Raw genomic sequence first — 26,330 nt, 5'->3', positions numbered from 1 at the left:
TTCTAAGCTGCACGAATGCCTCAAGGGCCACCGCGACCTCGTCCACGACGTCCGTCCAGCGCCCCTGCACCGATTGACGAAACAGCCGCAGCACGCCGGGGTACCAGGGCGAGTCCGTGCGGTCCTCCAGCCAGCGCCAGTCGGTCTTGTAAGCCGGTAGCAGCACCCAGCAGGGCTTGCCCAAAAGCGCCTGCCAGATGGGCAACGGCCGTGTCCACACAGATGACCAGGTCCAGCCCCGCCACGATGGCCGCCGTGTCCGAAAAATCCTCGATCTGCGAACCCAGATGCAGCAACGACAAGCCCTCAGGCGGGCTCAGGGCCTGGTCTTCCCCCGCCCCTTTTTGCAGGCTGACCCAACGCACGCCAGGCACTTGCGCCAAAGGCCGCAACACCTCCAGCCCCGGCAATGAACGATGCGCGTCGTTTTCAAACCGGGGGTTGCCCTTCCAGACTAGGCCGACGCGCACTCCGTCTGCCGGCAAATGATCACGCCACTTAGCCACTTGAACGTCAGAGGCCTGCAAATAAGGCAGGCTTGCGGGCATGTTGTCCAGCCGGGTGTGGCAATACAGGGGAATACTCATCAACGGCGTCCAGCAGTCCCAGCCGGTGGACGGAACAGGCTCGTCAAAAGCGATCACCTCGTCGACCCCACCCAAGGTGGCAAACAAAGTCTTCAGCGCCGGGTGACACAGCAAGGTGATGCGTGCAGCGCCTTGCCCCTTGAGAACCGCGGCATAGCGGCCAAACTGGATCATGTCGCCATGACCCGCCTCAAAACCGATGAGAAGTGACCTGCCATCCAGCGATTCGCCGTGCCAGCGCGGACAGTCCAGGTGCGCCTCCAGGCCGACATACCAATCCCGGGCGTCCAGACACGGCCAACCTTCGTCAAACCGGCCTTGTCGCAAAAGCACATACGCCAAGTTGAAACGCGCCTTGGCGTAGCCCTCCTCCAGCGCCATGGCCCGACGGCAACAGGCCTCGGCCTCGACGTCCCGTTTCATGGCCGCATAAAGCCCACCCAGATTGGACCAAGCCGCCGGGGACTCCGGCGCCAACTCAATCGCACGCTGGTAGGCCGCGATGGCTTCGTCAAGGCGCATGAGGCTTGCCAACAAGGTACCGAAATTCAGGTGAACTTGCGAGATCCCGGGGTTGAAGGCAATGGCCCGCCGGTAGCAGGCTTCGGCCTCGGCAACGGCGCCCCGCTCATCGAACAAGAATGCCAGATTGGCATGCGCTTCCGCCAGATCAGGCGACAGTTGCAAGGCGTTTTGAAAACAGGCCTCGGCCCGGACGGAGTCGCCCTCGACCATATGGCGCGCACCCTCATAAAACAGGCTTTCAGCAGAAACGGGAACAAACTCGGTCATGCCCTGAGGTTACGGCATCCACATTGACGAGGGCTGCCAGCAAAAAAGTCCCCAATGCATTTACAATAACGGCTGACGGGCCTTCCCGCATGGTGAAGCGGCCAACCGGGTCAGGTGGGGAACCAAGCAGCCCTAACTGTGAAGCCAGTGCCGGGGTCAAGGCTCGTCAACCTTATTCAAGATTCTCCTGAGAAATCAACAACGTAAGTCCTGACAAGGACTTACGGGCCTCTTGTGTGTCAGTTCAGTGTGTCACTTTCATAAAATCCGAACATGAAAATCGACACGAACATGGCGAAGCTCCCGGGACTCTTCCCACGCGGAAGCGTCTATCAACTCCGAGTCGTTATCCCCCTTGAAATCAGGGCCGCGTATGCAGGAAGGACCCAGCTGGTCCAATCCCTTGGAACGTCCGACCTCCGCGAGGCCAAGGTGCTAGCCTCAGGCATTTTTGCCGTGAAAGGTCCCAAGCTAACCTTGACTGGAACATCACCGACTTGGTTCAGTGATCGCCTAGTGACAACCGGCAATCAGAACCTGCCGCTATTCAACTGCAACTGCTCGAAGTAGCCACGCTCAGGACCCACCTGGAAACTTAGGAGTTTGAAATGAAAAGTCAGGACCTATTGACCGCCGAGTTGCGAGTTGCCGTTGCTGGGGCGAAATTGGGCGTTGCCGAGGACCTGCGGTTCCTGATAGCGACCCTCCTAGCGGGTTTGTTGTACGTCAAGTACGACACGGTGTTAGCCTCACTCGCAGGGTTTCTAGTCCCTGTTTTTGGCATCCCACTCCTCTACAACAAAGAGTACGAAGCCGCCAATGACGCAGTTGAACAAATTACCGGCACTGGCAAGTACTGGGAGCAACGGGCGCCCGAAGCATCAGACGACTAGCCAGGACTTATCCTGAAGGGCTCCTCCTACAGACACACAGCCAACAATTGCTTGAGGCGGCCACAGGCGCCATATATAGTGCCCAGTGACATTTAAATAGGACTGTATGGATTTCAAAGACTGGATGGTTCTCATATCAACGCTGGCCGCACCCCTTTTTGCGGTTCAGGTCACACAGTGGCTAGACAGGAAACGGCAGTACCGCGAGGAGCAGCTACGCATCTTCAAGACACTGATGGCGACCCGCGCGGCCAATCTCGATCCACGGCATGTGGAGGCACTCAACATGATCGACGTTGTCTTCCATTCAAACCTTAAGAGTCAAGTGGAAATCCGCAGACTGTGGAAGCACTACCTTGACCATCTTGGAGACAAGTCTTACCCAAGGGACTTATGGGGGACTCGCCGAATTGAGCTCCTAGTTGAATTGCTGCATGCCATGGCAGTCTTTCTAGGTTTCGACTTTGATAAGACGCACATCAAGAATCAGTGCTACTACCCTGAAGGGTACGGGAGCCAAGAGGGTGAGCACGGGGTCATTCGCAGTTCACTTGCTGAAATACTCTCGGGCAAAAGACCTCTATCGATGTTTGTCACCAATATCCCCGGCCAACAGAATGGCGAAGCGTAGGGGACGGCTGCATTGGCCGAAACACCCGCATCATTGTTTGCAGCTTTGAAATGGTAGAGTTAGTTCCTAAGTGTGACACTCTGATGCGACCCTCGCGACGGACCAACCTCCGGAGAACCCCATGGATAGGGATATCCAGCCATTTGACTGTGAAGTCAAGGCTCGTCAACCTCATTCAAGGAAACCCCGTGTTGACGCGGGTTTCAAAAACGCCCCAGTCAGCAGGAACTGGTCATTTGGCATGACTTGAAATTGCTATATTTTCAATAGCTACTCCCGCAGGTCCCACCTGGGCCTGCGAGCAAAAAAACCATTTTTTATTCCAACAAGCCGGCTAGTTGCCCCAGCGCAGCACCAGCGGGTCCAGCCGCTGGGCAATCTCGATCAGGCCCTTGCGCACCTCGGGGTGCATGGTTGGGAAGGGATGACGCGGCGCCTCGCAGGCAATGACGCCGCCCTCCTTCATCAAGGCCTTGGCCGTCAGGATGCCGCCCTGGCGGTTCTCGAAATTGATGAGGGGCAGCCATTTGGTATAGGCCGCAATGGCGTCGCCCCGGCGTCCGGCAAGGTAGGCATCCACGATGGTGCGGATTCCGTCCGGGTAGGCACCGCCCGTCATGGCGCCAGTGGCGCCAGCGTCCAGGTCGGGCAACAGGGTGATGGCTTCTTCGCCGTCCCACGGGCCCTCAATGGCGTCGCCGCCCAGGCGAATCAGATCGCGTAGCTTGCTGGCGGCACCGGCGGTTTCGATTTTGAAGTAAGCAACGTTCCTGATTTCTTTCGCCATGCGCGCCAGGAAGGCGGCTGACAGCGGCGTGCCGCTGACCGGCGCATCCTGCACCATGATGGGAATGTCAATCGCATCCGACAAGGCTGCGTAAAACTCGTACACCTTGTCTTCAGACACGCGAATGGTGGCGCCGTGGTAAGGCGGCATCACCATCACCATGGACGCGCCCATGTCTTGCGCCCGGCGGCTGCGCGCGGCGCACACCTGGGTGCCAAAGTGCGTGGTGGTGACGATCACCGGCACGCGGCCGTTGACATGCTCCAGCATGGTTCGGGTCAGCACCTCGCGCTCGTCGTCACTCAGGACAAACTGCTCCGAGAAATTCGCCAGAATGCAAAGACCGGTGGAACCGGCGTCGATCATGAAATCAACGCAACGCTTCTGACTCTCCAGATCCAGCTCGCCAGCGTCGGTGAAGGTGGTGGGCACCACCGGAAAGACGCCCTTGTAACGTGCAGTCATGCTCATTCGATGATGTTGAACTGGTCGAGAAACTCGGTTTTGAGCGTCAGCCCCAGGCCGGGGACGTTGTCGTCCAGCTGCACAAAGCCGTTCTCGGCCACGGGCTCGCCATCAAAGATGTAATAGAACAACTCGTTGCCCACTTCCACGTCGAACATCGGAAAGTACTCGCTCATCGGCGAGGCGATGGTGCTCATGGTGAGGTGGTAGTTGTGCATCTGGCCAGCGTGCGGGATGACGGGCACGCTGTAGGCTTCACACAAGGCATTGATCTTGTGTGCCGCCGTGATGCCGCCGACACGGTTGGTGTCGTACTGCACCACGCTCACGGCTTTTTTGTCCAGCAGTTGCTTGAAGCCATACAGGCTGAATTCATGCTCGCCACCCGAGATCGGGATGCTGGTGAGCTGGTTGAGTTCGGCGTAGCCGTCGATGTCGTCCGCAATCACCGGCTCTTCCAGCCAGCGGGGTTCGAACTTTTCCAGCTTGGGCAGTATGCGTTTGGCGTACTCCAGGTTCCAGCCCATGTAGCACTCCAGCATCAGGTCGTTGTCGTAGCCGATGACTTCGCGAATCGCTTCCACCGACTTCAGGTTTTCCGCCACGCCTTTTTGCAGGTGCGCCGGGCCGTAACCAAAGCGCATCTTGAAGGCGGTGAAGCCCTGGTCCAGAAACTTCTGGGCCTCAGCCTGCATTTCCTTGAGGTCGGTGCGGTACAGCTTGGAGTAGTAGCAAGGGATTTTTTCCTTGGTACGACCGCCCAGCAGCTTGAACACGGGTTTGTTGACCGACTTGCCCAGAATGTCCCAAATGGCCAGGTCAATCGCCGAGATCGCGGCCATGGTCACGCCCTTGCGGCCCCAGGCGTGGGTGGCGCGGTACATGCGCTGCCACAGGTATTCGTAATCCCACGGGTCCTGGCCCAGCACCAGCGGCGTCAGGTACTGGTCGATGATGGCTTTGGCAATGGCCGGTGCCAGCGCGACATTGCCCAGGCCGATGATGCCGTCATCGGTTTCAATCTCCACCACCGTCCAGGAGTGGAAGCGGAAGGTGCTCATGGATTCGGTTTTGGAATACACCAGGTCCATGGCGTTGGAGCAGAAGTTGCCTTGGGGTGGAACGGTCTTGCCTTTCCACTCGAACACACGGGCGCGTACGGATTTGATTTTCATGATGGTGTTGAGAAGTTGAAGATGAGAGGTTTACAAACGTGCTGCACCCATGCGGCACGCAATCTGGAACGCATTGAGCGTGGCGTTCACATCGGCCCGGCCCTGGCCCGCAATGTCATACGCCGTGCCATGCGCTGGCGTGGTGATGGGCACGGGCAAGCCGCCCTGCACCGTCACGCCCTTGCTAAAGCCCATGAGCTTGATGGCGATCTGGCCCTGGTCGTGGTACATGGTGACGATGGCCTGGTACTCACCATCGCGGGCTTTCAAAAAGATGGTGTCTGCCGGGAACGGGCCTGCGATGGGCAGCCCCTGCGCATTCAGCGCCGCCACCGCCGGGGCAATGATGTCCAGTTCCTCACGGCCACAGGTGCCGCCGTCGCCACCGTGCGGGTTGAAGGCCGCCACGGCAACCTTGGGCTGCGCAATGCCATTGGCCTTGAGCGAGTTGTAAATCAGGCGGGCGGCTTGCTGGATGCGCTCCTGGCTCAGGTAACTGGCGGCTTCCTTAAGCGGAATGTGCGAGGACACGCGCGAGGTCCACAAATCACCCAAAGTGTTGAACTCACAAAAGTAGCCCGTTACGCCCAGGTATTGGGCAAAGTGATGCAACTCGTCTTCATGCTTCAAGCCGCCCAGCTTCATGGCAAATTTATTGAGTGGCGCAAAGCAGATGGCATCAACCTCGCAGCGCTGGGTCCCGTCCATGCAGAGGTTCAGCACCTGCAAGGTGGACGCACCACACGCGGCTTGGGCCTGACTGCGCTGCACTTGCTCGGGGCGAATCGTGTCCAGCGCCAGAAAAGCGGGCAGGCTTTGGTCGGCACGGCTGCGCACCTCGGCCAGGCTGCTCACCGCCTGGGTCGCCACCGTCACGCCGGCCGTTGTCTGGCCATCCTGCCAGAGCCAGGGGTCACCCAGCAGCACGATGTTAGCCTTGGTGGTGATGCCCGGCTCGCTCAAGAGTTTGGCGATCAGCTCCGGGCCAATGCCAGCGGGATCGCCCAGGGTCAGCGCCACCACGGGCGTGTTTTTGATGCTCATGGCTTGGGTCACTCCAGTTTGATGTTTTTCTTGCGGATCAGATCGCCATAGCGTTTGTTCTCGTCAGCGTGAAACTGCGCAAACTGGGCCTGTGTCATGGGCGTGAGGTCGGCACCGATGGCGCCCAGACGGGTCTGGGTTTCAGGCATGGCCAGAATCTTGGTCACCTCGGTGTAAACGCGCTCCTGCACAGCCTTGGGCGTGGCGCTGGGCATGTAAATGCCATACCAGGCACTCATCTCCACGCCTTTCAGGCCGGCTTCGGCCATGGTGGGCACATTGGGAAGCTGTGGATTACGCTGGGCGCTGGCCACGGCCAGCGCCTTGATGCGACCGCTCTTGATGTGATTGATGACCGAAGGCATGGTGTCAAAGCTCAACTGCACCTCGCCGCTGACCAGGTCCACCAAAGCCGGGCCGCTGCCCCGGTAAGGAATATGCGTGATGAAAACACCCGCCTGATCCTTGAACAATTCGGCTGCAATGTGCTGGGTGCTGCCCGCGCCGCTGGTGGCGTAGTTGAGCTTGCCGGGCTTGCTCTTGGCCAGTTTGATCAGGGATTGCACCGAGTCGACCGGCAGGTTGGGGTTGACCACCAGCACGTTGGGCACAGCACCTACAAACACCACCGGCACCAGGTCTTTGTTGCTGTCGTAATTGAGTTTGAGCAAATGGGGCGCAATGGCGTGCGCCGTGGACACGCCCATCACCAGGGTGTGGCCGTCGGTGGACTTGGCGGTCAGGTCGGCGGCCAGCGTGTTGGAGGCGCCAGGGCGGTTCTCAGCCACCACGGGTTGCTTGAGCAGCGGGCCCAGCCGGTCTGCCACGGCGCGGGCCATGGCATCGGTGCCGCCACCGGGTGATGAGCCAACCAGAATGCGCAGGGGCTTGGTCGGCCATTCCTGCGCGTTGGTGGTGCCACAGGCCAAAGCAACCAGCCCCAGGGCGCTTACCCATAGAATTTTTTTCATCGTTGTCTCCGTTGTATCCACGCCGAGATGGCGTGGACTATGGGCTGCATCGTAGGACTCAAACAATTAAACGTAAATTGAATGTTTATTAAGTATTGATATCATTTAGTTATCAATGAGCACCCCCAAACCCGCCCCTCAACTCCTGAACCGCTTGCGCATGCGGCAGGTATCCCTGCTGCTGGCCATCGAGCAACATGGCACCTTGCGCCGCGCCTCGGAAGCCCTGGGCCTGACCCAGCCGGGCGCGACCAAGATGCTCCATGAGCTGGAAGACGCCGTGGGTCATCCCTTGTTTGACCGCGTGGGCCGCGGGCTGCAATTGACCGCGTCGGGCCAATGCGTGCTGGGTTACTTCAGGGGGGTGCGCGGTACCATGGCGGCGCTCAGCCAGGAGTTGCAGGAACTCACGCTGGGCAGCGCGGGCAAACTGTTCATCGGCAGCATCATGGCGGCATCACCCTCGCACCTGACCCACGCCTTGATTGAACTCAAAAAGGAATTCCCGCTGCTGTCCATCGAGATATCGGTGGGGACCAGCGATCACCTGGTCAAGCTGCTGCAGGAGGGTTCGCTGAACCTGGTCATCGGCCGCGCGATGGGTCTGCCTGCGCAGGACTACGAATTTCGCCCCATGGCGGATGAAGCACTGGCCGTGGTGGTATCCCGGACGCATCCGCTGGCGGGCGAAACGTCAGTCCCCTTCCTGGCCATGCAGGCCTACCCCTGGATACTGCAGCCCGCAGGCAGCCCGATGCGTGATGTCATGGAGCGGGAATTTGCCATGCACTTTGCCCCCATGCCCAAGGGGCTGATCGAGACCGCCTCCATCCTCACCACCACCAATTTGATTGCACAGTCAGACATGATTGCGGTCATTCCGGACTCGGTGGCATCGCGTTACCAGCGCCACAAATTGCTGGCGATCCTGCCCTATGCCATCCAGAACAGCCTGGCTGCCTACGGCAGCATCGTGCGCCGGGACCGCCCCCTGAGTACACCTACGGCCCGGTTTCTGGCGCTGCTGCACGACAAGCCAACCAACCCGGTCTTGCCCTGAAACACCCAACACGCCTTCAAACGCGCACAATCAAAACTGTACGATTGCCAACAAGCTATTTCATGGAGAACTGAACATGGTTTACAAATTCAAATCCCAAGCCACCGCCGACGTCATCATGCTTCAGACCAACGGCGAGCAGATGCTCAAGATCATTGGCAAAGGCCCCTCGACCCAGGGCATCATCACCGTAGAACAGATCCCCGCCGCCATCGCAGCACTTCATGCTGCCATCGTGGTGCATGAGGCGGCGATAGCCCAACGCAAAAATGGGGTTGAACTCGAAGAAGACGTGGAGGGTGACAGCGTCATGCTGCGAGCACGGGCAACGCCCTTCATCGAGCTACTGAAGCACAGCGCCGAAGCGGGCAAGGACGTGGTCTGGGGCGTTTGAAAACAGCTAGTCTTTGACAATGATGCCGCAGGCCAGCCTGGCGCCAGAGTTCCCCGTGGGCTGCGTCTTGTAGTCATCTGGATCCTTGTGCACGATGATGGCCCGACCCACGACACTGGTGGGTCCGTCGTCCAGCGTGATCCCCGTCAGGTGAAAACGTGCCAGGGCCTTGCCGTTCGCATCAGCCAACAGCGCGGGCATATCGCCGCCATGATGATCCGCATCTGGCGGACCATGCGGCTTGCTGGCGGGGTTGAAGTGGCCCGCCGCGCTCATGCCGTCTGGCGCCGAGCAGTCGCCTTTGTCATGAATATGAAAACCATGGGTCTGGCCCGGCGTCAAACCAGAGAGGTCGACCCTCACCATCATGTGTTCACCGTGCTGAACCAGCCTCACGTTGCCTGCCACGCTGGAGCCGCTGCGCGCCTCCAGACGGCTGCTCGCGCTGGGGCCATGCGGGCCCATGCTGCCGCACGCCACCAGGGTAAGCGACAGTGCACCCAAAGTCGCGTGCTTTAAAAAGAGGGATTTCATGGTCAAGTCCTTTCATCATGCAACTTTCAGTATGAGCCAATTTGCATGATTTGGGAACTGGCCTGCCACCCTATTTGGCGCTCAGGTAAGCCAACGCCCCCTGCCCCGCCGCCCGTCCGCTGGCAAAGCAGGCGGTCAGCAAATAGCCGCCCGTGGGCGCTTCCCAGTCCAGCATCTCGCCAGCGCAAAACACGCCGGGCAATTGCTCCAGCATCAGGTGCGGGTCAACCGCTTCAAACAGCACGCCACCGGCGGTGCTGATGGCCTCGTCCAGGGGGCGCGCGGCCACCAGGGTGATGGGCAGGGCCTTGATGGCGGCAGCCAGTTGGAGCGGGTCGTTCATCTGCTCTTTGGTCAGCAGCTCATGCAGGATGGCGGCCTTGATGCCTTCAATGTGCAGGCGGCTTTTAAGGTGGCTGGAGAGCGAGCGCGAGCCGCGCGGGTGGCGCACCTCGGCCAGCACTTTCTCGGCCGACATGTCGGGCAACAAATCGAGCTGCAACGTGACCTGCCCGGTCTGGATGATGTCGTCGCGCAGCAGGCTGGAGGCGGCATAAATCAGACTGCCTTCCAGGCCAGTGGCCGTGGCCACAAACTCGCCCTTGCGCTGGAAACTGACGCCCTGTGAGGTGGTGACGTTGATCGCCACCGACTTGAAGGGCTGGCCCGCAAAGCGGCTGCTGAAATGTTCGCTCCAACCGCCTTTGGCATCAAACCCGCAGTTGCTGGGCAGCAGCGGCGCCACTGCCACGCCCCGCGCCTGCAGCCACGGCACCCAGGCGCCGTTGGAGCCCAGGCGCGCCCAGCTGCCGCCCCCCAGGGCCAGCACCACGGCGTCGGCCAGCACTTGCACCGGGCCATGGGGCGTGTCGAAGTTGAGCTGGTTGCCCTGCGCGCTGTCAGGGCCCCAGCCGGTCCAGCGGTGGCGCATGTGAAATTGGACGGCGGGCCCCGCAGCGGGGTGGCGCAAGCGGTGCAGCCAAGCACGCAGCAGGGGCGCAGCCTTCATGCTGGCCGGGAACACACGCCCGGACGTGCCGACAAAAGTGTCCACACCCAGCTCTTGCGCCCAGGCTCGTACCTGCGTGCCGTCAAAGCTTTGCAGCAAAGCCTCGATCTGCTGGCGCCGGGCGCCGTAACGCGACGAAAAAATGTCCGCTGGTTCCGAATGCGTCAGGTTCAGCCCGCCCTTGCCGGCCAGCAAAAACTTGCGCCCCACCGAGGGCATGGCATCAAACAAATGCACCTCCACGCCTGCGGCAGACAACACATCCGCCGCCATCAAACCGGCGGGACCACCCCCAACCACAATCACTTTTTTCATCACATCTCTATTCATTGTTAAACCTCATCCAGCACTTCGATCAAGGCGCCCTGAGGTGTCAGAAAAGCACACCGGACGAACTCGCCCGGGTAAATGGCCTGCACAGCGGCGCGGTAGTCGCGCAATTGCGCTACCAACTCTGGCTGGTTTTGCGGCGCCTGGGCCGACTTGAAATCCAGCACCCACCAGTGGCCCGCATGATCAGTATCCTGGCGTTGTACCAGGCGGTCCAGCCGCACCAGCTCGCCCTGGTACATCAGCTCCACCTCGTTGCCCTGCCAGCTCAGCACCGCGTTATCCCACACCCAGGCACCCTCGCCCTGCAGAATGCGCACGGCCATGGCCGCGGCAGTGGAACCCTGCTCAGGCGTGAGTTCAAATTCGCGCGCCGCGGCACTGACATTGCCCGCCGAGGCATCGCCCCATTCCAGCAAACGGTGCATGGCCTTGCCCACGCGGGCAGCGGTGGAGTCTACGTCATTTGCGGTCGAATCCGGCTCGGCGGTCGCTTCAATTTTTATAGCGGACTGCGCTGATTCGACGGGGGCTGCGGGCAGTTCTTTCATATAAAACACCTTTTGTTCAGGGACGCCGGTGGCGGCCACGGGTTCAGCGTTGGTCGCAGGGACAACGTCCGTGGCCAGGCTGGCAAGGCGTTGCCACCAACTGCGCTCAGCCGCCCTGAAGGGCTCAATGCTGGAGAACACCAGCGTGTGCCGGGCCCGCGTGAGAGCGACGTACAGGGCATTGAGTTCCTCGCGCTGGCGCTCCACGCGCTCGGCGTCCAGCGTGGGCAGGGCGCAGGCGGGCGGGTTGCTCTCGCTGGCCAGAAAGACAAACTTTTTGGGCCAGGCGTCTTCACCCGGCCAGTCCACCAGCACGCCCATGGTGTCGGCGCTGCGCTCGGGGGTGTCGGTGTCGAGCAGCAGCACCAGCTCGGCCTCCAGTCCCTTGGCACCGTGAATGGTGAGCAGGCGCACCGCGTGCGGGTTGACCGCCGCCGGGGCCAGCACCCCACCGGCTTTGAGGGCGCGCACCAACGCATACGGCGTGACAAAACGCCCGCCATCCATTTGCAGCGCCACATTGAGCAAGGCGCTCAAATTGGCCAGCACGGCGTCGCGCTGGTTGGCCGGTGCGGCGGCGGCAAAACGCGCCAGCACGTCGCCATCAAAATAAATGGCCTGCAGGGCATCGTGCGGCGGCAACTGGTCCAGCCAGCCTTTCCATCGGATCAAACAGGCCGCTACCGCCCGTCCATCGGGCGTAAGCAGCTCTTTTTTTTGTAGCAACTCAAACCACGGCGCTTTGGTTTCACGCTGCGCCAGCGCGAGTTGCACCAGAGCTTCGTCCGCCAATCCGAAGAAGGGCGACTTGAGCACGCGCGCCAGGGACAGGTCGTGCTGCGGGGACACCAGCACGTCAAGCAAAGCCACCACGTCCTGCACTTCGCAGCAGTCGATCAGGTCGGTTTTTTCGCCAATCTGGGCGGCAATGTGCCGCTTGCGCAACTCGTCACGCAGGGGCATGAGACCGGCGCGTTTGCGCGACAGCACCATGACATTGGCCGGTTTCAGCTTTGGCAAAGCGGGGTCGGGGTGAGCCAGTTGCGCCGCAATCCACTGCGCGGCCTGGCGCGCCTCCAGCGTGCGCAGGGTTTCTTCGGGCACTTCACGGGGCTGGGTCAGGCTGTCGCGCCACACGTCGCTCCCGGGTGCGCCCGAAGGACGAGCCGAACGGGGGATGGGCGGCAGCTTGTAGACCGCGCCAGCCTTCTCCGAACTGGTGGTGTGCACACGAAAACCGTCGTAACCATCGGCCTGCGCGGCCTCGCCCATGGCGGCGTTCACGGTTGCGATCACACCGGTGGCGTTGCGCCGGGTGTGGTCGCAACTCAGCAGGTCGCCTCCCAGTCCGTCGCGCACAAAGGCCTTGGCGGCCTTGAAGACCTGCGGCTCGGCACGCCGAAAGCGGTAAATACTTTGTTTGGGGTCGCCCACCAGAAACACGCTGGGCGCCGTGCCGCCCGCGCCCGCGTAGCCGCTGAGCCACGACTTGAGGGCCTGCCACTGCAGCGGGTTGGTGTCCTGAAACTCGTCAATCAGCAGGTGCTTGATGCGTGCATCCAGCCGCTCCTGTACCCAGCCCGAAAGCACGGGGTCGCCCAGCATCACCAGGGCGGCGCGCTCGACGTCATTCATGTCGACCCAGCCGCGCTCGCGTTTGAGGGCGGAAAACTCCTGAATCAGCACCCGGCTGAGCCGCGCCATGCGTTGCTGGTAGGTCCACGCCGCGTGTTGCAGGCGCGCCGACACGACGCGCAGCACCAGGTCTTGCGCATCGCGCACCCGTTCGATACCGGCAATCTTCTCGCCAAACTTGCGCGGCGTGCCGGTGGCGGTCAGCAAGGCGTCAAACGCGGCCGTGATGTCACCCGCCGTCAAGGCCATTTCAAGCTCCACGCCTTTGGCGGCAAAGGTCTTGGCGCTGGCGCCGCCCAGGGCCTTGGCGGCGTCCAGCAACGTTTGCCAGCGCAGCGGGTTCGCACGCAGGTAGTCGTCCGGCGACTCCAGCCACGCAAAGTCGGGGAACTGGTCGCAAAAGTGCTGCACCGATTCATCCACCACGCCCTGCGCGTCGGCCAGGGCGAACTCGGTGCGCTTGTCCAGCGCGGTCTGCAGGGCTTTTTCGGTCTGCGAGCGGCCGTGCTCAAACACCACGGCTTCAAAGTCGGCCTTGAGGGCTGCGTTCACGTCCCCGTCGGCCACCAGCGCGGCATAAAACCGCCGCCACACCAGCGCCTTGGGTTGCGAGTCATCTTCCAGCAAGTCGTAGTTGGCGGGCAACTCCATGTGCTGCAGGATGGCCAGCGGCGCACTGCGCAGCAAGGCGGCGAACCAGCTGTGAAAAGTGCGCACCTGCACTTGCCGCCCGTTGGAGAGAATGCTCTGGTATAAATTTGATAGCTGCTCCGGCAGAACGGACGCGGGCTGCAGGCCTTCTGGAATAAAAACACCGCGGTCGCGCAGTTCTTGGAGCAGCTTTTCAGTCGAAGCGCCGGAAAATTCTTCCAGCCAGTTGTAAAGCCGCTCGCGCATCTCGCTGGCGGCCTTCTTGGTGAAGGTGATGGCCAGAATCTCGTGCGGTTGCACGCGCAGTTGCCCGGTCGTCGAGTCCACGCCATCGAGCAGCGCGCGCAGGATGCGGGAGACCAGCATCCAGGTCTTGCCGGCGCCGGCGCAGGCTTCCACCGCCACGCTGCGCCGGGGGTCGCAGGCTATTTTGTAAAAGGCTTCGGCGCTGACCAGGTGGCCGTTGTGTTCGTAGGCGGCTTGGGGTTGTGAACTCTGCATGTCTTGTTATCCCTTATCCCAATTCCCAGAAATCTTTGCGGCACAGGCCGCGTGCAGCGCAAAAGTCGCAGGCTTTGCCTTCCCCCAGGGCCGGCATCGGTTCGCCAGCCGCAATGCGCGCCATGTCCGTGGCAATGCCTTCCATCAAGTGGTCGCGCAGGCTCACGATGTCCGGTTGCCCATAACTCTTGGTGGCGTCTTTTTCACCCACATTGATGTAAGCCGCCGCCAGCGTGTCGTCGGTGATGAGCGCCGCGTAAAACGGCAACTGCGTGTCTTCCAGCGAGGCCTTGATGCGCTGGGCGGTCAGGCCCGGTGCCTCGGTTTTGTAGTCCATCACCAGCGCGCTGCCGTCGGCCTGGCGGTCAATGCGGTCGAGCTTGCCGACCAGCGTCAGGCGGCCCAGCGGTGTTTCCTTCCAGGCTTCGGCCTCGCCGAAGGTGGCGCCGCTGGCCTCGTGACCGGTCAGCCATTGCAGGTAGCCATCACGCACCCGCGGCCACGCGGCAGCGAAGGGCAGGAACTCGCTTTGGGACAAACCCAGCTCCTGCGTGGCCAACTCGGACGCTATATTAATCATAGCTACTCGCCCAGGTACATCATGGGCTACAGCCGGATTAAATGCCTCATGAAATAGTTTGAGAACCAAGTGCAGCCAATTGCCAAAATCCCGCTTGCCCAATTCAGATTCCAACTCATCCGCCTCCTGCAACTTGAGCTGGCGCAGGGCAAAAAACCGGTAGGGGCAACGCCGCAGGTCTTCATAGGCGGTGCTGGACAACTGGGTCAGCGGCAGCGCATCACCCCGCGGCGCCGGCATGGCGCCGGGCTGCGGGGTCACCGTACGCAGAACGCTGGGGTCGGCCACCTGCTCAGGCGCGTGCTGAAGCTGCAACTCCTGCACAAAACCACTGGCCATCAAATGTTCACCGCCCTCGCTCTGGCGCCACAACAAATCCACATGAGGAAACTGCAGCGCGTAGCGCCACGCGGCCCGGTTGGCCTCGGCCAGTTGCTCGCGTGACGGCAAACCCAGCAGAAGACGCTGGTCAGGCGTCCACATGCCAGGGGGCTCGGGCGACACGGGCAGGCGAACCTCGTCACAGCCGGGCAACACCACGGCGGCCAGCGGCCGGCCCAGCAGCTGGCTCAACGGCAGAATCACCACCTGCCCTTGCGTAGTTTGCGTGGGGTGTTTCGGGAGAAAACTGGCGCCCTCCAGCGTCTGGCCGACCCACGAGGAGAACTCACTCTGGCTCATGCGCACGTTCACGTCCGCAAACTCCGCTTCGGCGCCGTCGCGCAGGCGCAGCACGTCCAGCACGGCCTGACCGGCGGGATCTTTTTCTAGAGAGGGCCACTGGCCAGCGCTTTGCAGGGTGGCGCGCAAGTCAGCCAGCCAGCGCATCAGGGGCCGCGCTGCTTGCAGCGGGTCGCGCAGTGCCTTGACCAGCGGCACCACGGCATCATCTGCCGGTACCGCGCGCCAGTCACGGATGCCCAGCTTGCGCCATCGGGTCTCGGATTGCGTGACCTGTACGGGGGCAAACGCCGGGGCATTCTTGAGCCAGTCCAGTACCGCATCAGACGAAGCGTCCCATACCTGCGCCCGCAGCAGGCTGATCAGCGACGCAGCGGCGCGTGTGGTGGAGAGCTTCCAGCCGGTCTCGTCGCGCACAGCCACGCCGCGCTCGCCCAGCATGGACCGCACACGGCGGGTCAGCACCCGGTCTTGCGCCACCAGTGCCACCGGCGAGCGACCGGCCGCCAGATGCGCCAGCACGCAGGCCGCAGCGCAATGCGCCTCGTCTTCGGCATCGGTTGCAGCGTGCAGGGCCAGGTTGCCGGCGTCATCGCTGCGTTCACCGTCAACATTCAGCGCCATCGTGATCACGCGATCCCCCAGCTTGTGCTGCAAGGCCAGCGCCAGCGGTTCGGACTGAAAGCCCTCAATCACCACCAGCAAGTCGGGCGAAGCGGAAAAAACCGGATCAGACGGGTAACTGGAGTTGGCCGCCCACGCCAGCGCGAGGCGGCCTGTGGCCACTTCCATTGCCAGCACGGGGGACTCCATGCCGGTCGCCAGCGTGTCACCCAGGTTGGCGCCCCAGGTGGCACGGTCTTGCGGCGGCACGGCGGCGGCCACACGGGCCAGGCTCCAGGCCGCCTCCATGAGCCGCCCACCCAGCACGCGCTGATGCGCCTCCAGGCCAGCACGCGCCAGCAGGGAGTCAGCGGTCAGCACATCACGGGCCGCATCCAGCCGCAAATCATCACCACCGGCCTCAAAACCACCCAGACTCCGGGTCCAGTTCATGGTGGTCTCGAAGCGGGGCAAAAACTGCGCTGGCATCTGGGCCGGTCCCGACACGGGCTCTTGCGCGCCCGCCTGGACACGAAGCCAGGCGCGACGGGCCTCCTGCATCAGCTGGGCATAGGGCACCAGCACCACCGTTCGGGAAGGATGAACCTGTCGACGCGCCATCTCGGCACCGACCTGCGCCATGGCATGGTCCCACGCCCAATCGGCATGATGTTTTTTTACTATTTCAGCCATAGGGAGCGGGCAATCGGTAGGGGGGCTTGGTTTCTGTCACAATTTCCCCACTTTACCTGTACCGATCCCCCATTTAGGAAACCCCCATGGCCAGCGAACTCATCAAACATGTATCCGACGCGTCCTTCGAAACCGATGTGCTGCAATCCACTTTGCCCGTGCTGGTCGACTACTGGGCCGAATGGTGCGGTCCTTGCAAGATGATCGCCCCGATTCTGGATGAAGTGTCCACCGCGTTTGAAGGCAAACTGCAAGTCGCCAAGATGAATGTGGACGAGAACCGCGACATCCCCGCCAAATTCGGCATCCGTGGCATTCCTACCCTCATGCTGTTCAAAGATGGCCAACTGGCTGCCACCAAAGTGGGCGCCATGAGCAAGGCTCAAATGACCGCTTTTATCGACCAGCAACTGGCCTGATCTACAGCGCACCACCGGGTTTAACCCGGTGCCCAGGCCGCCTTGCTGCGTCCTGGGTGCAAGCCGGATCAGCCCGGCGTCATATCCCCTCAAAATTTCCTGTCATAATCTTCCCCAATCGCTGGCTCCCACCCCGAGCCAGTTCGAGTTTCAGGTTTTAAACCTTGAGGTGGTGGACACCAATCCCCCTCACCCCAACCTCCCCCCGCATTTCGTTCAACTCCCTTCTGGGTCATTCCATGCACTTAAACGAACTCAAGGCACTGCACGTGTCGGAAGTCCTCAAACAAGCTGAAGAGCTTGAAATTGAAAACACCGGCCGCATGCGCAAGCAGGAGCTGATGTTCGCCATCATCAAGAAACGCGCCCGCACTGGTGAGCAGATCATTGCCGATGGCGTGCTGGAAATTTTGCCCGACGGTTTTGGCTTCCTGCGCAGCCCCGACACCAGCTACACCGCGTCAACAGACGACATCTACATCAGCCCCAGCCAGGTGCGCCGGTTCAACCTGCATACCGGCGACATGATTGAAGGCGAAGTACGCACACCCAAAGACGGTGAACGTTACTTTGCCCTCAACAAGCTGGACAAAGTGAACGGTGGCGGGCCGGAAGAGAACAAGCACAAGGTGATGTTCGAGAACTTGACGCCGCTGTTCCCCAACGTGCAAATGCGCCTGGAACGCGACAACAACAAGTCAGAAGAAAACATCACCGGCCGCGTGATCGACATCATTGCGCCCATCGGCAAAGGCCAGCGCGCCTTGCTGGTCGCACCGCCCAAGAGCGGCAAAACGGTGATGATGCAGCACATCGCCCACGCAATCTCGGCCAACTACCCCGACAGCCACATGATGGTGCTGCTGGTCGACGAGCGCCCCGAAGAAGTGACCGAGATGCAGCGTACCGTCAAGGGCGAGGTGATTGCCTCTACTTTTGACGAACCCGCCGCCCGCCACGTGCACGTGGCCGAGATGGTGATCGAACGCGCCAAGCGCTTGGTCGAACTGAAAAAAGACGTGGTGATCCTGCTGGACTCCATCACCCGCCTGGCCCGTGCCTACAACAACGTGGTGCCATCTTCCGGCAAGGTCTTGACCGGCGGTGTGGACTCCAACGCCCTGCAACGCCCCAAGCGCTTCCTCGGTGCGGCACGCAACGTGGAAGAAGGCGGCTCGCTCACGATCATCGCGACCGCGCTGGTCGATACCGGCAGCCGCATGGACGAGGTGATCTTTGAAGAATTCAAGGGCACAGGCAACAGCGAAATTCACCTGGACCGCCGCTTGTATGAAAAACGCGTCTTCCCGTCTATCCAGCTCAATCGCAGCGGCACCCGTCGTGAAGAGTTGTTGTTGGCCCCGGAAATTTTGCAAAAAACCCGCATCCTGCGCCAGTTTCTTTACAACATGGATGAAATCGAGTCCATGGAGATGGTGCTCAAGCAAATGCGGGCGACCAAAACCAACAGCGAGTTCTTCGACATGATGCGTCGGGGTGGCTAGGCTATAATCTAGGGTTTTCGCGACAAGTACGCCCGGCTTTGAATTGCACAATGGTTTGTGCGAGGGCCCGACGCGGCTAGCGCAACTGATGGAGAAGATATGAAAAAAGGCATTCACCCCAATTACCGCGAAGTTTGTTTCCAGGACATGTCCAATGGTTTCAAATTCGTGACCCGCTCTTGCGCTAACGCCAAAGAGATGGTCAAGATGGAAGACGGCCGCGAACTGCCGCTGTACAAACTGGATACCACCAGCGAGTCACACCCCTTCTACACGGGCACTCAGAAATCCGTGGACAACATGGGTGGTCGCGTTGAGCGCTTCCGCAACCGTTTCGGCAAAACCAAAGCCGCAGACGCAGCAGTACCAGCAGCCGAATAAACTGGCAATTGCTTCTTGCAAAAAGGCAGCCCGGGTGACCGCGCTGCCTTTTTCAATTCCAATACGGTTTAGCATTGCCAGCCTTACTTCCACCTTGATACATTCCTCTGTTTTCAGTTCCGACGCGTGAACCACCCTACTCCAGCCATCGTTGCCCAAGGCGCCGTGCACCGCTTGCCACGTGTGGCACTGTTCCTGTTTTGTATTGCCTACGTTTTGCCTGGGTTCCTGGGCCGGGGGCCCTGGAAAAGTGCCGACATCACGGCCTTTGGTTACATGGCAGAGTTGGCGAAAGGCAACACGTCTTGGTTTTCACCCCAATTGCTGGGCCTGTCGCCCGAGGTGGACGCCTTGCTTCCCTACTGGCTTGGGGCGTGGGCCATGAAGATGACACCCGGCTGGATCACGCCGGACCTGGCTGCACGCCTGCCGTTTATCCTGCTGATGACCGTCACACTGTTGGCCACTTGGTACGGCACCTATTACCTGGCACGCAGTCCCGAGGCACAACCCGTGGCATTTGCTTTTGGCGGGGAAGCCCTGCCGCCCGACTATGCACGGGCCATGGCAGATGGCGGCTTGCTGGCATTCATCGCCTGTTTGGGATTGGCCCAACTCTCCCATGAAACAACACCGGCACTGGCACAACTGTGCTTCACGGCCTTGACCTTCTATGCGCTGGCCGCATTGCCCTACCGCACCATATTCCCCACCATTGCCGGTGTGCTGGGCTTGACCGGACTAGCTTTGTCCGGAGCACCGACCCTGGCAGTGCTGTTCGGCGCGGGCAGTGCCGTGATTCATTTGCTGGTCAAGTCGCCCGACGATGCCAACGCCCGTCACAAGGTGTATTGGGCCGGGGGTATTGCGCTGCTGACGCTCCTGATCACCATGCTGGCGAGCACCCTGAATCTGTGGCGCTGGCGTATTGAATTGCCACAAGCCACCTGGGCCGAGTGGCGCAGCCTAGGGCGGCTGTTTCTCTGGTTCACATGGCCCGCTTGGCCTCTGGCGCTTTGGACCGTCTGGCGCTGGCGCCGGCAACTGATACAGGGCGGCGCTACCAGCCGTCACTTGGCCCTGCCCATGTGGTTTGCCAGCGTCGCCGTGGCGGCTACTTTGACCACGGGCTCGGCCGACCGGTCGTTGCTGCTGGCGCTGCCGGCTTTGGCTACCTTGGCCGCCTTTGCCTTGCCCACTTTGGAGCGCAGTTTTGCCGCGTTGATTGACTGGTTCACGCTGCTGTTTTTCTCGAGCTGCGCGCTGACCATTTGGGTCGTCTGGATCTCGATGCAAACCGGAATACCCCGGCAGCCCGCCGCCAATGTTGCCCGTCTGGCGCCCGAGTTTGAACACAGTTTCTCTTTTGCTCCTTTTTTAATAGCTACCTGCGCAACACTGGCTTGGGCTTGGTTGGTCAAATGGCGTGTTGGCCGACACAGGGCGGCCATCTGGAAAAGCCTGGTGCTGCCTGCTGGCGGCGCTGCGCTGTGCTGGCTTTTGCTCATGACCCTGTGGTTACCGCTGCTGGATTTCGCCCGCAGCTATGCACCGCTGGTACGGCGCACCATGATCATCATGCAACGTCAACCCCTCTGCGTGGAAGCATATGGACTGAGTCGCGGCCAGATCGCAGCCTTCGCATTTCACGGCAATCTGACCATCAAGCCTGCGGGCGCGCAACCCGGCTGCGCCTGGATGATCGTAGACAGGGATTCGGTGAAACTACTGCCACAAGTGATGGACCTATCACCGTGGACTGCGCATAGTTCGATGCGGCACCCTGCCGATCACGACGAAGACGTTCTCATCTATCAACGCACCGGCAAACCGGCACAGTAAACCGCAGGATATCTACAGGAGTTGAGCATCCGCCCGGTCAGGGCGATGCTTGGTACGGCTGGCAGGGAAAATGATCTTGAAAACTGACCCCTTGCCAGGCGCACTTTCAATCTTCAACTCTGCATCATGGCGCTGAGCAACATGCTTGACAATCGCCAGCCCTAACCCGGTCCCGCCAGTGTCTCGTGAACGGCTGCGGTCAACCCGGTAAAACCGCTCCGTGAGGCGGGGCAGATGCTCAGGCGCAATGCCAGGGCCGGTATCAGACACCGAAAACTCGGCACGGCCGTCTGGCAACATCAAGGTGCGCACGTGAATTTCTCCACCGGAAGGTGTGTACCTGATGGCATTGCTGATCAGATTGCTCATGGCACTGAGAAGCTCGTTGGTTGAACCAGCAAGCTCGCCCTCCAGGAAAGAGCCAAAAATCAGTTTGTGGGAGCGGTCGGATGCTGGACTCAGGACAGCTGACAGGGCGCGTCCATCCTGCTCCAGCTGTCGCATGAGAAAAGGCACTGCAACCCAGTCCAAGGCGCCGGGCGGCGGACTCCCCTCAAGACGCGACAGCGTGAGCAAATCACTGACCAGCGTCTGCATGCGTTCGGCTTGCTGGGCCATCAGGGCGAGGTAGCGTTCACGCTCATCATCGCTCAAAGGCAGCGTCTGCAAGGTCTCCACAAATCCGCCCAGCACGGTCAAAGGCGTACGGATTTCATGGGAAACATTCGCAACAAAATCGCGGCGCATGGCCTCGGCTTGTTCAAGCGCGGTCACATCCCGTGACAAAAGCAAGAGGCGCCCGTCCCCATAAGGATGTAGATGAACCGACAGCGTGACGGGTCTGCCGGGCGTGCTTTGCCTGCCCGGCATGACCAGATCCGCCTGGAAATCATGTCCCGCGAAATAGGCCGCAAATCCGGGGTCGCGCACCAAGTTGCCCAAATGCTGGAGCATATCCCGCTGGGCATCCAGGCCAAAATGCGACGCGGCCATCTGGTTAAACCACTCAATGCGGCCTTCGGAGTCGAGCAGCAGAACGCCATTAGGCGATGCCTGGAGGGCTGCCAGGAACTCCTGCAGACGATTCTGACTTTCACGAATGGTCAACTCCCTGGCGCGAACCAGGCGCCGCACGCGGTCAGACACCTCACCCCAGAGTCCCGCGTTCATGGCGACATCCGAGACGTCACCCACCCGTAACCAGCCCAAAAGGCGCGTGCCCCGGTAAACGTCCACCAAAACCCACAACAATCCGCCCAGCAACACCCCGGAGACCACGTCCACCCGCGGGTCCATGCCCACTTTAAGTGCGGGCGCCAGATACCAACCGGCAAAACATCCGGCCAATTGAAAGACAAAAAAAGTTAAAAGTCGCCAGATCATGCTCAGATCGTCGCTGCCTGATGCCAGCGAACATGTCTCTCTAGTAGGTCAGGCGCTGACTTGCGAAGCAGCAGGCTGTGCGTTTTGAGCAGTCAGACGATAACCTGCACCGCGGACGGTTTCAATCATGGCGCCAGCTTGAACACCCAGAGCTTCCCTCAGGCGCTTGACATGAACGTCCACGGTTCGTTCTTCAATGAAAACATGATCCCCCCAGACCTTGTCCAGCAATTGTGAACGGCTATGAACCCGCTCAGCATGCTTCATGAAGTATTGAAGCAACTTGAATTCGGTTGGCCCAAGTTTGAGCATCTGGTCATTGAAAAAAACCCGGTAGGTTGACGAGTCCAGTGACAGTGCGCCCGCTGATATCACCCCCCCCGATTGTTCAGGTGCACGACGACGCAGAACCGCGCGAATGCGGGCCAGGAGCTCTTTGGTGGAAAAGGGCTTGGCAATGTAGTCATCAGCTCCGGCATCCAGCCCAGCCACACGGTCCATCTCGTCGCCACGGGCTGTCAGCATGATGATGGGGACCCCTTTGGTCCGGGCCGCAGCACGCCAGCGCTTGGCCAGCACCAAGCCACTCTCACCGGGCAGCATCCAGTCCAGCAAGATCACATCGGGCAACACCGCATCAAGCTCGGTTTGCGCAGACACGCTATCCATGGCCCACGTCGGGCGAAATCCGTTGTGGCGCAGATTGACGGCTATCAACTCGGCGATCGCCGGCTCGTCTTCAACAATCAGAACGCCAGGCTGGTTTCTCATTTCAACACCGATTCAATCTGCTCCATCGAGGTATGACGGATATCCGCCCCCTTGACCACATAAATGATGAACTCCGCGATATTTTTGGCATGGTCCCCAATGCGTTCGATGGCCTTCGCAAGGAACAGCAAGTCCAGGCTAGGCGAGATCATGCGTGGATCTTCCATCATGTAGGTGATGAGCTTGCGAACAAAGCCATCAAACTCTTTGTCAATCAGATCGTCCTCCTTCAGGATCGACACTGCTGCAGCGGTATCCAGGCGGGCAAAAGCATCCAGAGCCTTGCGCAGCAAGCCGGAGGCCAGGTCAGACGCGACGCGAAGCTCCAAAGAAGGCAACGAGCGTGGTGCACCACTGTTGATGATGGACCGCACCATGCGGGCAATCTTCTCGGCTTCGTCACCAACCCGCTCGAGATTGGCCGTTGTCTTGGAAATGGCAATGAGCAAGCGCAAATCACGAGCGGTGGGCTGTCGACGGGCAATGATGCTGGAGAGTTCACGATCAATGTCAACCTCCATCGCATTGACCCGCGCCTCGGTTGCCGTGACCTGATTGGCCACATCCACACTGAATTGGGACAGGGCATAGATGGCCTGGCGAATCTGCGATTCAACCAGTCCACCGAGCTCCATGACCCGGGTGGAAACGGCGCTAAGTTCGCTGTCGAACTGCGTGGAAAGATGTTTATCAGGCATGTCTGCTCCCTTAGCCGAATCGGCCAGTTATGTAGTCTTCTGTTTCTTTACGCGAAGGCTTGAAGAACATCTGCTCTGTCGAGCCAAACTCCATCAAGTCGCCCAGGTACATGTAGGCGGTGTAGTCACTGCAACGGGCTGCCTGCTGCATGTTGTGAGTCACGATGACGACGGTGTAGTCGGTCTTGAGCTCGGTGATCAACTCTTCCACCTTAGCGGTGGAGATCGGGTCAAGCGCCGAACATGGTTCGTCGAGCAGCAACACTTCGGGTTTGATAGCGATACCACGTGCAATACATAGCCGCTGCTGCTGACCGCCGGATAGACTGGAGCCGCTCTGGTTCAACTTATCTTTCACCTCGGTCCACAAGGCCGCCTTGCGCAAGGCCCATTCCACACGCTCTTCCATGTCGGTCGTGTTGAGCGACTCGAACAATTTGACGCCAAACGCAATATTGTCAAAAATCGACATGGGAAACGGGGTGGGCTTCTGAAAGACCATGCCAACTTTGGCCCGGAGCAATGCAACGTCTTTTTTACTGGTCAACAAATTTTCGCCATCCAGCAACACCTGTCCTTCCGCTCGTTGTTCCGGATATAACTCAAACATGCGATTGAAAATCCGCAAAAGAGTGGATTTTCCACAACCCGAAGGCCCGATAAAGGCAGTCACCTTGTTCTCGGGAATTTCCAGATTGATGCCCTTGAGTGCATGAAATTTTCCGTAATAAAAATTCAGATCCTTGACGGAAATCTTGGTCTTCTCATTCGTAGCAATAGCGGTAGTCATGTTTATCCTTTTCTCGAATTTTGATCAGCGACAGGATCAGTTCTTTGTCCGGGTCAATACCCGGGCAAGAATATTCAGACCCAACACCGCAACCGTGATCAGCAAAACCCCAGCCCACGCCAACTTTTGCCAATTCTCATAAGGACTCATGGCAAACTTGAAAATCGTGACTGGCAAACTTGCCATGGGTTCACTGAGACTTGAGGTCCAGAACTGATTGCTCAACGCGGTGAAAAGCAAAGGCGCCGTTTCGCCAGCAATACGGGCTACCGCCAACAGAATGCCCGTGACGACACCCGATCGAGCCGATCGCAACGTGATGCTCAAAATGACCTTCCACTTCGGAGCTCCTAACGCGTAGGCGGCTTCGCGCAAGCCTGGCGGCACCAATTGAAGCATGTTTTCAGTGGTGCGAATCACTACAGGAATGACAATCAAAGCGAGTGCCATCACACCCGCATAGCCCGAGAACGATTTGAAACGCGTCACGATGACGGCATACACAAAGAGTCCGATAACGATCGATGGTGCTGACAACAAGATGTCATTGACAAAACGAGTCACCGATGCAAGCCAGCCTTTGGTGTCAAATTCGGCCAGATAAATACCAGCCATCACCCCAATTGGGGTTCCGACAAAAGTGGCAAGCAGCACCATCAAAAACGAACCATAAATCGCATTGGCCAGCCCACCGGCGTCGTTCGGGGGGGGCGTCATCTGCGTCAAGGTGTCGAGAGTCAGCCCCTCGAAACCCAGCCGAACCGTCTCGAACAAAATCCAGAACAGCCAAAACAGGCCAAAGGCCATGGCCATGAGGGACAACGTCAACGCAACGCGATTGACAAACTTACGCTTTGCATAACGGGCCTGACGTGTCAAATCCAGCGCGGCGGCTTGTAAAAGGGAGTCACCAGTTGTCATGACTTCGCTCCTTCGTTCTTTTTAAGCTGGGAAAGCAATATTTTCGACAGGGTCAGCACCACAAAGGTGATGAAAAACAGCACAAGCCCCAGATACATCAACGACGCCTGGTGCAAACCTTCGCCAGCCTCGGCAAACTCGTTGGCCAGCGCCGAAGTGATACTGTTGGCCGCCTGAAACAGACTTAAGGAGTCCAACTGGTTGAAGTTACCAATGACAAATGTGACAGCCATGGTCTCGCCGATAGCTCGACCTAGGCCCAACATGATGCCGCCGATCACACCGGCTTTGGTGTAGGGCAACACCACAGTAGAGACGACCTCCCAGGTCGTCGCACCAAGACCGTAGGCAGATTCCTTGAGCAAGGTTGGCGTCACCTCGAACACATCACGCATCACAGCGGCAATGAACGGAATGATCATGATCGCCAAAATGATGCCTGCAGACAAAATACCGATCCCCACAGGCGGACCAGAAAAGAATGCCCCAATGTAAGGAACACCCTTGAAGACAGCCTGCAAGGGCTGCTGAACATAAGTAGCCAACAGCGGACCAAAAACCAACAACCCCCACATGCCATAGACAATGGAAGGGATGGCCGCCAGCAGTTCTATGGCGGTACCCAAGGGACGCTTCAACCAGGCCGGCGCCAACTCGGTGAGAAAGAGGGCAATACCGAAGCTGACAGGCACCGCAATCAACAGCGCGATAACCGAAGTCATCAAGGTACCGTAGATCATGACCAGCCCGCCGAACTCCTCCTTAACAGGGTCCCAGGTTGTATTGGTGAGGAAGCCGAGACCATATTTACTAATGGCTGGCCAAGCACTGATGGTCAAAGACAACAAAATGGCGATTAGCATAGCCAAAGTAAAAAGGGCCGCACCCTTGGCCACCCAGCCAAAAATGCGGTCCGCCATGGGACCCGATCGGGCCGCCTTAGCTGGAGGAGGATTCGTCATGACACGTCCGTAAGTTCTAGCAGACTCGTTAAAGGGCATTTCGCTTGCCGGAAGTGTAGATGACACGTATTACTCCTAGTTAAACGGCACG

General features: G+C 59.8%; 24 protein-coding genes and 1 other RNA gene. 10 read left to right on the top strand and 15 right to left on the bottom strand.

The features are described 5' to 3' along the window. Positions 1-20: 20 nt before the first annotated feature. Complete coding sequence (locus AC097N_RS02410; RefSeq protein ID WP_479579122.1) at positions 21-1,379, bottom strand: tetratricopeptide repeat protein; 1,359 nt, start codon at positions 1,377-1,379, stop codon at positions 21-23. A gap of 74 nt (positions 1,380-1,453) precedes the next feature. Here AC097N_RS02410 and ffs point away from each other — a divergent pair. The 4 genes from ffs to AC097N_RS02390 all read left to right on the top strand — a co-directional run bounded on the left by ffs (position 1,454) and on the right by AC097N_RS02390 (position 2,903). Further along, an RNA gene (gene ffs, locus AC097N_RS02405) (signal recognition particle sRNA small type) lies at positions 1,454-1,550 on the top strand. 102 nt (positions 1,551-1,652) lie between these two features. Beyond that, a complete protein-coding gene (locus AC097N_RS02400) occupies positions 1,653-1,949 on the top strand; it encodes a DUF6538 domain-containing protein (protein WP_479579121.1) in 297 nt (98 codons plus the stop codon). Positions 1,950-1,987: 38 nt separating this feature from the next. Further along, positions 1,988-2,272: a hypothetical protein gene (locus tag AC097N_RS02395; protein ID WP_479579120.1), complete on the top strand. Its 285-nt coding sequence runs from the start codon at positions 1,988-1,990 to the stop codon at positions 2,270-2,272. Between the two features lie 106 nt (positions 2,273-2,378). Beyond that, positions 2,379-2,903 carry a DUF6680 family protein gene (locus AC097N_RS02390; protein WP_479579119.1) on the top strand — a complete coding sequence of 175 codons (525 nt, stop codon included), beginning with the start codon at positions 2,379-2,381 and terminating at the stop codon, positions 2,901-2,903. Positions 2,904-3,237: 334 nt separating this feature from the next. Here AC097N_RS02390 and AC097N_RS02385 read toward each other — a convergent pair whose 3' ends face one another. The 4 genes from AC097N_RS02385 to AC097N_RS02370 are packed head-to-tail and all read right to left on the bottom strand — an operon-like array spanning position 3,238 to position 7,345. Continuing rightward, entirely contained in the window at positions 3,238-4,155 is a 918-nt protein-coding gene (locus AC097N_RS02385; RefSeq protein ID WP_479579118.1) for a dihydrodipicolinate synthase family protein, read from the bottom strand. 2 nt (positions 4,156-4,157) lie between these two features. Then, positions 4,158-5,330 carry an L-rhamnonate dehydratase gene (locus AC097N_RS02380; protein WP_479579117.1) on the bottom strand — a complete coding sequence of 391 codons (1,173 nt, stop codon included), beginning with the start codon at positions 5,328-5,330 and terminating at the stop codon, positions 4,158-4,160. Positions 5,331-5,360: 30 nt separating this feature from the next. Next, complete coding sequence (locus tag AC097N_RS02375; protein WP_479579116.1) at positions 5,361-6,374, bottom strand: 4-hydroxythreonine-4-phosphate dehydrogenase PdxA; 1,014 nt, start codon at positions 6,372-6,374, stop codon at positions 5,361-5,363. 8 nt (positions 6,375-6,382) lie between these two features. Next, positions 6,383-7,345 carry a Bug family tripartite tricarboxylate transporter substrate binding protein gene (locus AC097N_RS02370; RefSeq protein ID WP_479579115.1) on the bottom strand — a complete coding sequence of 321 codons (963 nt, stop codon included), beginning with the start codon at positions 7,343-7,345 and terminating at the stop codon, positions 6,383-6,385. Positions 7,346-7,460: 115 nt separating this feature from the next. Between AC097N_RS02370 and AC097N_RS02365 the strand changes: the two genes are divergently transcribed. Together AC097N_RS02365 and AC097N_RS02360 are read left to right on the top strand one after the other, a co-directional pair. Next, the gene (locus AC097N_RS02365; RefSeq protein WP_479579114.1) at positions 7,461-8,405 is read left to right on the top strand and encodes a LysR family transcriptional regulator; all 945 of its coding nucleotides are present in this window, start codon (positions 7,461-7,463) and stop codon (positions 8,403-8,405) included. Between the two features lie 76 nt (positions 8,406-8,481). Next, the gene (locus tag AC097N_RS02360) at positions 8,482-8,799 is read left to right on the top strand and encodes a DUF1840 domain-containing protein (RefSeq protein WP_479579113.1); all 318 of its coding nucleotides are present in this window, start codon (positions 8,482-8,484) and stop codon (positions 8,797-8,799) included. A gap of 6 nt (positions 8,800-8,805) precedes the next feature. Here AC097N_RS02360 and AC097N_RS02355 read toward each other — a convergent pair whose 3' ends face one another. The 4 genes from AC097N_RS02355 to AC097N_RS02340 all read right to left on the bottom strand — a co-directional run bounded on the left by AC097N_RS02355 (position 8,806) and on the right by AC097N_RS02340 (position 16,567). After that, on the bottom strand, positions 8,806-9,333 hold the full coding sequence (locus AC097N_RS02355; RefSeq protein WP_479579112.1) for a superoxide dismutase family protein: 528 nt from the start codon (positions 9,331-9,333) through the stop codon (positions 8,806-8,808). Between the two features lie 70 nt (positions 9,334-9,403). Then, on the bottom strand, positions 9,404-10,657 hold the full coding sequence (locus AC097N_RS02350) for a TIGR03862 family flavoprotein (protein WP_479579111.1): 1,254 nt from the start codon (positions 10,655-10,657) through the stop codon (positions 9,404-9,406). A 17-nt stretch (positions 10,658-10,674) separates the two neighbouring features. Beyond that, complete coding sequence (locus tag AC097N_RS02345; RefSeq protein ID WP_479579110.1) at positions 10,675-14,010, bottom strand: UvrD-helicase domain-containing protein; 3,336 nt, start codon at positions 14,008-14,010, stop codon at positions 10,675-10,677. A gap of 13 nt (positions 14,011-14,023) precedes the next feature. Further along, positions 14,024-16,567 carry a PD-(D/E)XK nuclease family protein gene (locus AC097N_RS02340; protein ID WP_479579109.1) on the bottom strand — a complete coding sequence of 848 codons (2,544 nt, stop codon included), beginning with the start codon at positions 16,565-16,567 and terminating at the stop codon, positions 14,024-14,026. 86 nt (positions 16,568-16,653) lie between these two features. Between AC097N_RS02340 and trxA the strand changes: the two genes are divergently transcribed. From trxA to AC097N_RS02320, 4 genes are all read left to right on the top strand, one after another. Next, positions 16,654-16,986: a thioredoxin TrxA gene (gene trxA / locus AC097N_RS02335; RefSeq protein ID WP_479579108.1), complete on the top strand. Its 333-nt coding sequence runs from the start codon at positions 16,654-16,656 to the stop codon at positions 16,984-16,986. Positions 16,987-17,225: 239 nt separating this feature from the next. Continuing rightward, positions 17,226-18,491, top strand: coding sequence for a transcription termination factor Rho (gene rho / locus AC097N_RS02330; protein WP_479579107.1), 1,266 nt, complete (start codon positions 17,226-17,228; stop codon positions 18,489-18,491). A 99-nt stretch (positions 18,492-18,590) separates the two neighbouring features. After that, on the top strand, positions 18,591-18,872 hold the full coding sequence (locus AC097N_RS02325) for a type B 50S ribosomal protein L31 (protein ID WP_479579106.1): 282 nt from the start codon (positions 18,591-18,593) through the stop codon (positions 18,870-18,872). Between the two features lie 126 nt (positions 18,873-18,998). After that, positions 18,999-20,714, top strand: a complete 1,716-nt coding sequence (locus tag AC097N_RS02320; RefSeq protein ID WP_479579105.1) for a hypothetical protein — start codon at positions 18,999-19,001, stop codon at positions 20,712-20,714. A 12-nt stretch (positions 20,715-20,726) separates the two neighbouring features. Here the strand turns inward: AC097N_RS02320 and phoR are convergent, their stop codons facing one another. From phoR to pstC, 6 genes are read right to left on the bottom strand one after another with little or no spacing between them, the layout of a single operon-like run. Continuing rightward, on the bottom strand, positions 20,727-22,097 hold the full coding sequence (gene phoR, locus AC097N_RS02315) for a phosphate regulon sensor histidine kinase PhoR (RefSeq protein ID WP_479579104.1): 1,371 nt from the start codon (positions 22,095-22,097) through the stop codon (positions 20,727-20,729). A gap of 48 nt (positions 22,098-22,145) precedes the next feature. Continuing rightward, a complete protein-coding gene (gene phoB / locus AC097N_RS02310; RefSeq protein WP_479579103.1) occupies positions 22,146-22,868 on the bottom strand; it encodes a phosphate regulon transcriptional regulator PhoB in 723 nt (240 codons plus the stop codon). After that, positions 22,865-23,566, bottom strand: a complete 702-nt coding sequence (phoU, locus tag AC097N_RS02305; protein ID WP_479579102.1) for a phosphate signaling complex protein PhoU — start codon at positions 23,564-23,566, stop codon at positions 22,865-22,867. Before phoU ends, phoB begins: the two co-directional genes overlap by 4 nt. Before the next feature lie 10 nt (positions 23,567-23,576). After that, a complete protein-coding gene (pstB, locus tag AC097N_RS02300) occupies positions 23,577-24,356 on the bottom strand; it encodes a phosphate ABC transporter ATP-binding protein PstB (RefSeq protein ID WP_479579101.1) in 780 nt (259 codons plus the stop codon). A gap of 36 nt (positions 24,357-24,392) precedes the next feature. After that, positions 24,393-25,277 carry a phosphate ABC transporter permease PstA gene (gene pstA / locus AC097N_RS02295; protein ID WP_479579100.1) on the bottom strand — a complete coding sequence of 295 codons (885 nt, stop codon included), beginning with the start codon at positions 25,275-25,277 and terminating at the stop codon, positions 24,393-24,395. Then, a complete protein-coding gene (pstC, locus tag AC097N_RS02290; RefSeq protein ID WP_479579198.1) occupies positions 25,274-26,278 on the bottom strand; it encodes a phosphate ABC transporter permease subunit PstC in 1,005 nt (334 codons plus the stop codon). Before pstC ends, pstA begins: the two co-directional genes overlap by 4 nt. Positions 26,279-26,330: the final 52 nt, after the last annotated feature.

This window comes from Rhodoferax sp. LS1R11 (assembly GCF_056521395.1).
This window is presented reverse-complemented; position numbering and strand designations above follow the sequence as displayed.

Bases quoted from the DNA above. Each gene is read 5' to 3' on its own strand.
- trxA (WP_479579108.1), top strand. From the start codon at position 16,654: ATGGCCAGCGAACTCATCAAACATGTATCCGACGCGTCCTTCGAAACC.
- AC097N_RS02375 (WP_479579116.1), bottom strand. From the start codon at position 6,374: ATGAGCATCAAAAACACGCCCGTGGTGGCGCTGACCCTGGGCGATCCC.
- AC097N_RS02410 (WP_479579122.1), bottom strand. From the start codon at position 1,379: ATGACCGAGTTTGTTCCCGTTTCTGCTGAAAGCCTGTTTTATGAGGGT.
- AC097N_RS02385 (WP_479579118.1), bottom strand. From the start codon at position 4,155: ATGACTGCACGTTACAAGGGCGTCTTTCCGGTGGTGCCCACCACCTTC.
- phoR (WP_479579104.1), bottom strand. From the start codon at position 22,097: ATGATCTGGCGACTTTTAACTTTTTTTGTCTTTCAATTGGCCGGATGT.
- AC097N_RS02360 (WP_479579113.1), top strand. From the start codon at position 8,482: ATGGTTTACAAATTCAAATCCCAAGCCACCGCCGACGTCATCATGCTT.
- AC097N_RS02365 (WP_479579114.1), top strand. From the start codon at position 7,461: ATGAGCACCCCCAAACCCGCCCCTCAACTCCTGAACCGCTTGCGCATG.
- pstA (WP_479579100.1), bottom strand. From the start codon at position 25,277: ATGACAACTGGTGACTCCCTTTTACAAGCCGCCGCGCTGGATTTGACA.
- AC097N_RS02390 (WP_479579119.1), top strand. From the start codon at position 2,379: ATGGATTTCAAAGACTGGATGGTTCTCATATCAACGCTGGCCGCACCC.
- pstC (WP_479579198.1), bottom strand. From the start codon at position 26,278: ATGCCCTTTAACGAGTCTGCTAGAACTTACGGACGTGTCATGACGAAT.
- phoB (WP_479579103.1), bottom strand. From the start codon at position 22,868: ATGAGAAACCAGCCTGGCGTTCTGATTGTTGAAGACGAGCCGGCGATC.
- AC097N_RS02325 (WP_479579106.1), top strand. From the start codon at position 18,591: ATGAAAAAAGGCATTCACCCCAATTACCGCGAAGTTTGTTTCCAGGAC.
- AC097N_RS02345 (WP_479579110.1), bottom strand. From the start codon at position 14,010: ATGCAGAGTTCACAACCCCAAGCCGCCTACGAACACAACGGCCACCTG.
- AC097N_RS02380 (WP_479579117.1), bottom strand. From the start codon at position 5,330: ATGAAAATCAAATCCGTACGCGCCCGTGTGTTCGAGTGGAAAGGCAAG.
- AC097N_RS02370 (WP_479579115.1), bottom strand. From the start codon at position 7,345: ATGAAAAAAATTCTATGGGTAAGCGCCCTGGGGCTGGTTGCTTTGGCC.
- AC097N_RS02355 (WP_479579112.1), bottom strand. From the start codon at position 9,333: ATGAAATCCCTCTTTTTAAAGCACGCGACTTTGGGTGCACTGTCGCTT.
- AC097N_RS02395 (WP_479579120.1), top strand. From the start codon at position 1,988: ATGAAAAGTCAGGACCTATTGACCGCCGAGTTGCGAGTTGCCGTTGCT.
- AC097N_RS02350 (WP_479579111.1), bottom strand. From the start codon at position 10,657: ATGAAAAAAGTGATTGTGGTTGGGGGTGGTCCCGCCGGTTTGATGGCG.
- phoU (WP_479579102.1), bottom strand. From the start codon at position 23,566: ATGCCTGATAAACATCTTTCCACGCAGTTCGACAGCGAACTTAGCGCC.
- AC097N_RS02340 (WP_479579109.1), bottom strand. From the start codon at position 16,567: ATGGCTGAAATAGTAAAAAAACATCATGCCGATTGGGCGTGGGACCAT.
- AC097N_RS02400 (WP_479579121.1), top strand. From the start codon at position 1,653: ATGAAAATCGACACGAACATGGCGAAGCTCCCGGGACTCTTCCCACGC.
- pstB (WP_479579101.1), bottom strand. From the start codon at position 24,356: ATGACTACCGCTATTGCTACGAATGAGAAGACCAAGATTTCCGTCAAG.
- rho (WP_479579107.1), top strand. From the start codon at position 17,226: ATGCACTTAAACGAACTCAAGGCACTGCACGTGTCGGAAGTCCTCAAA.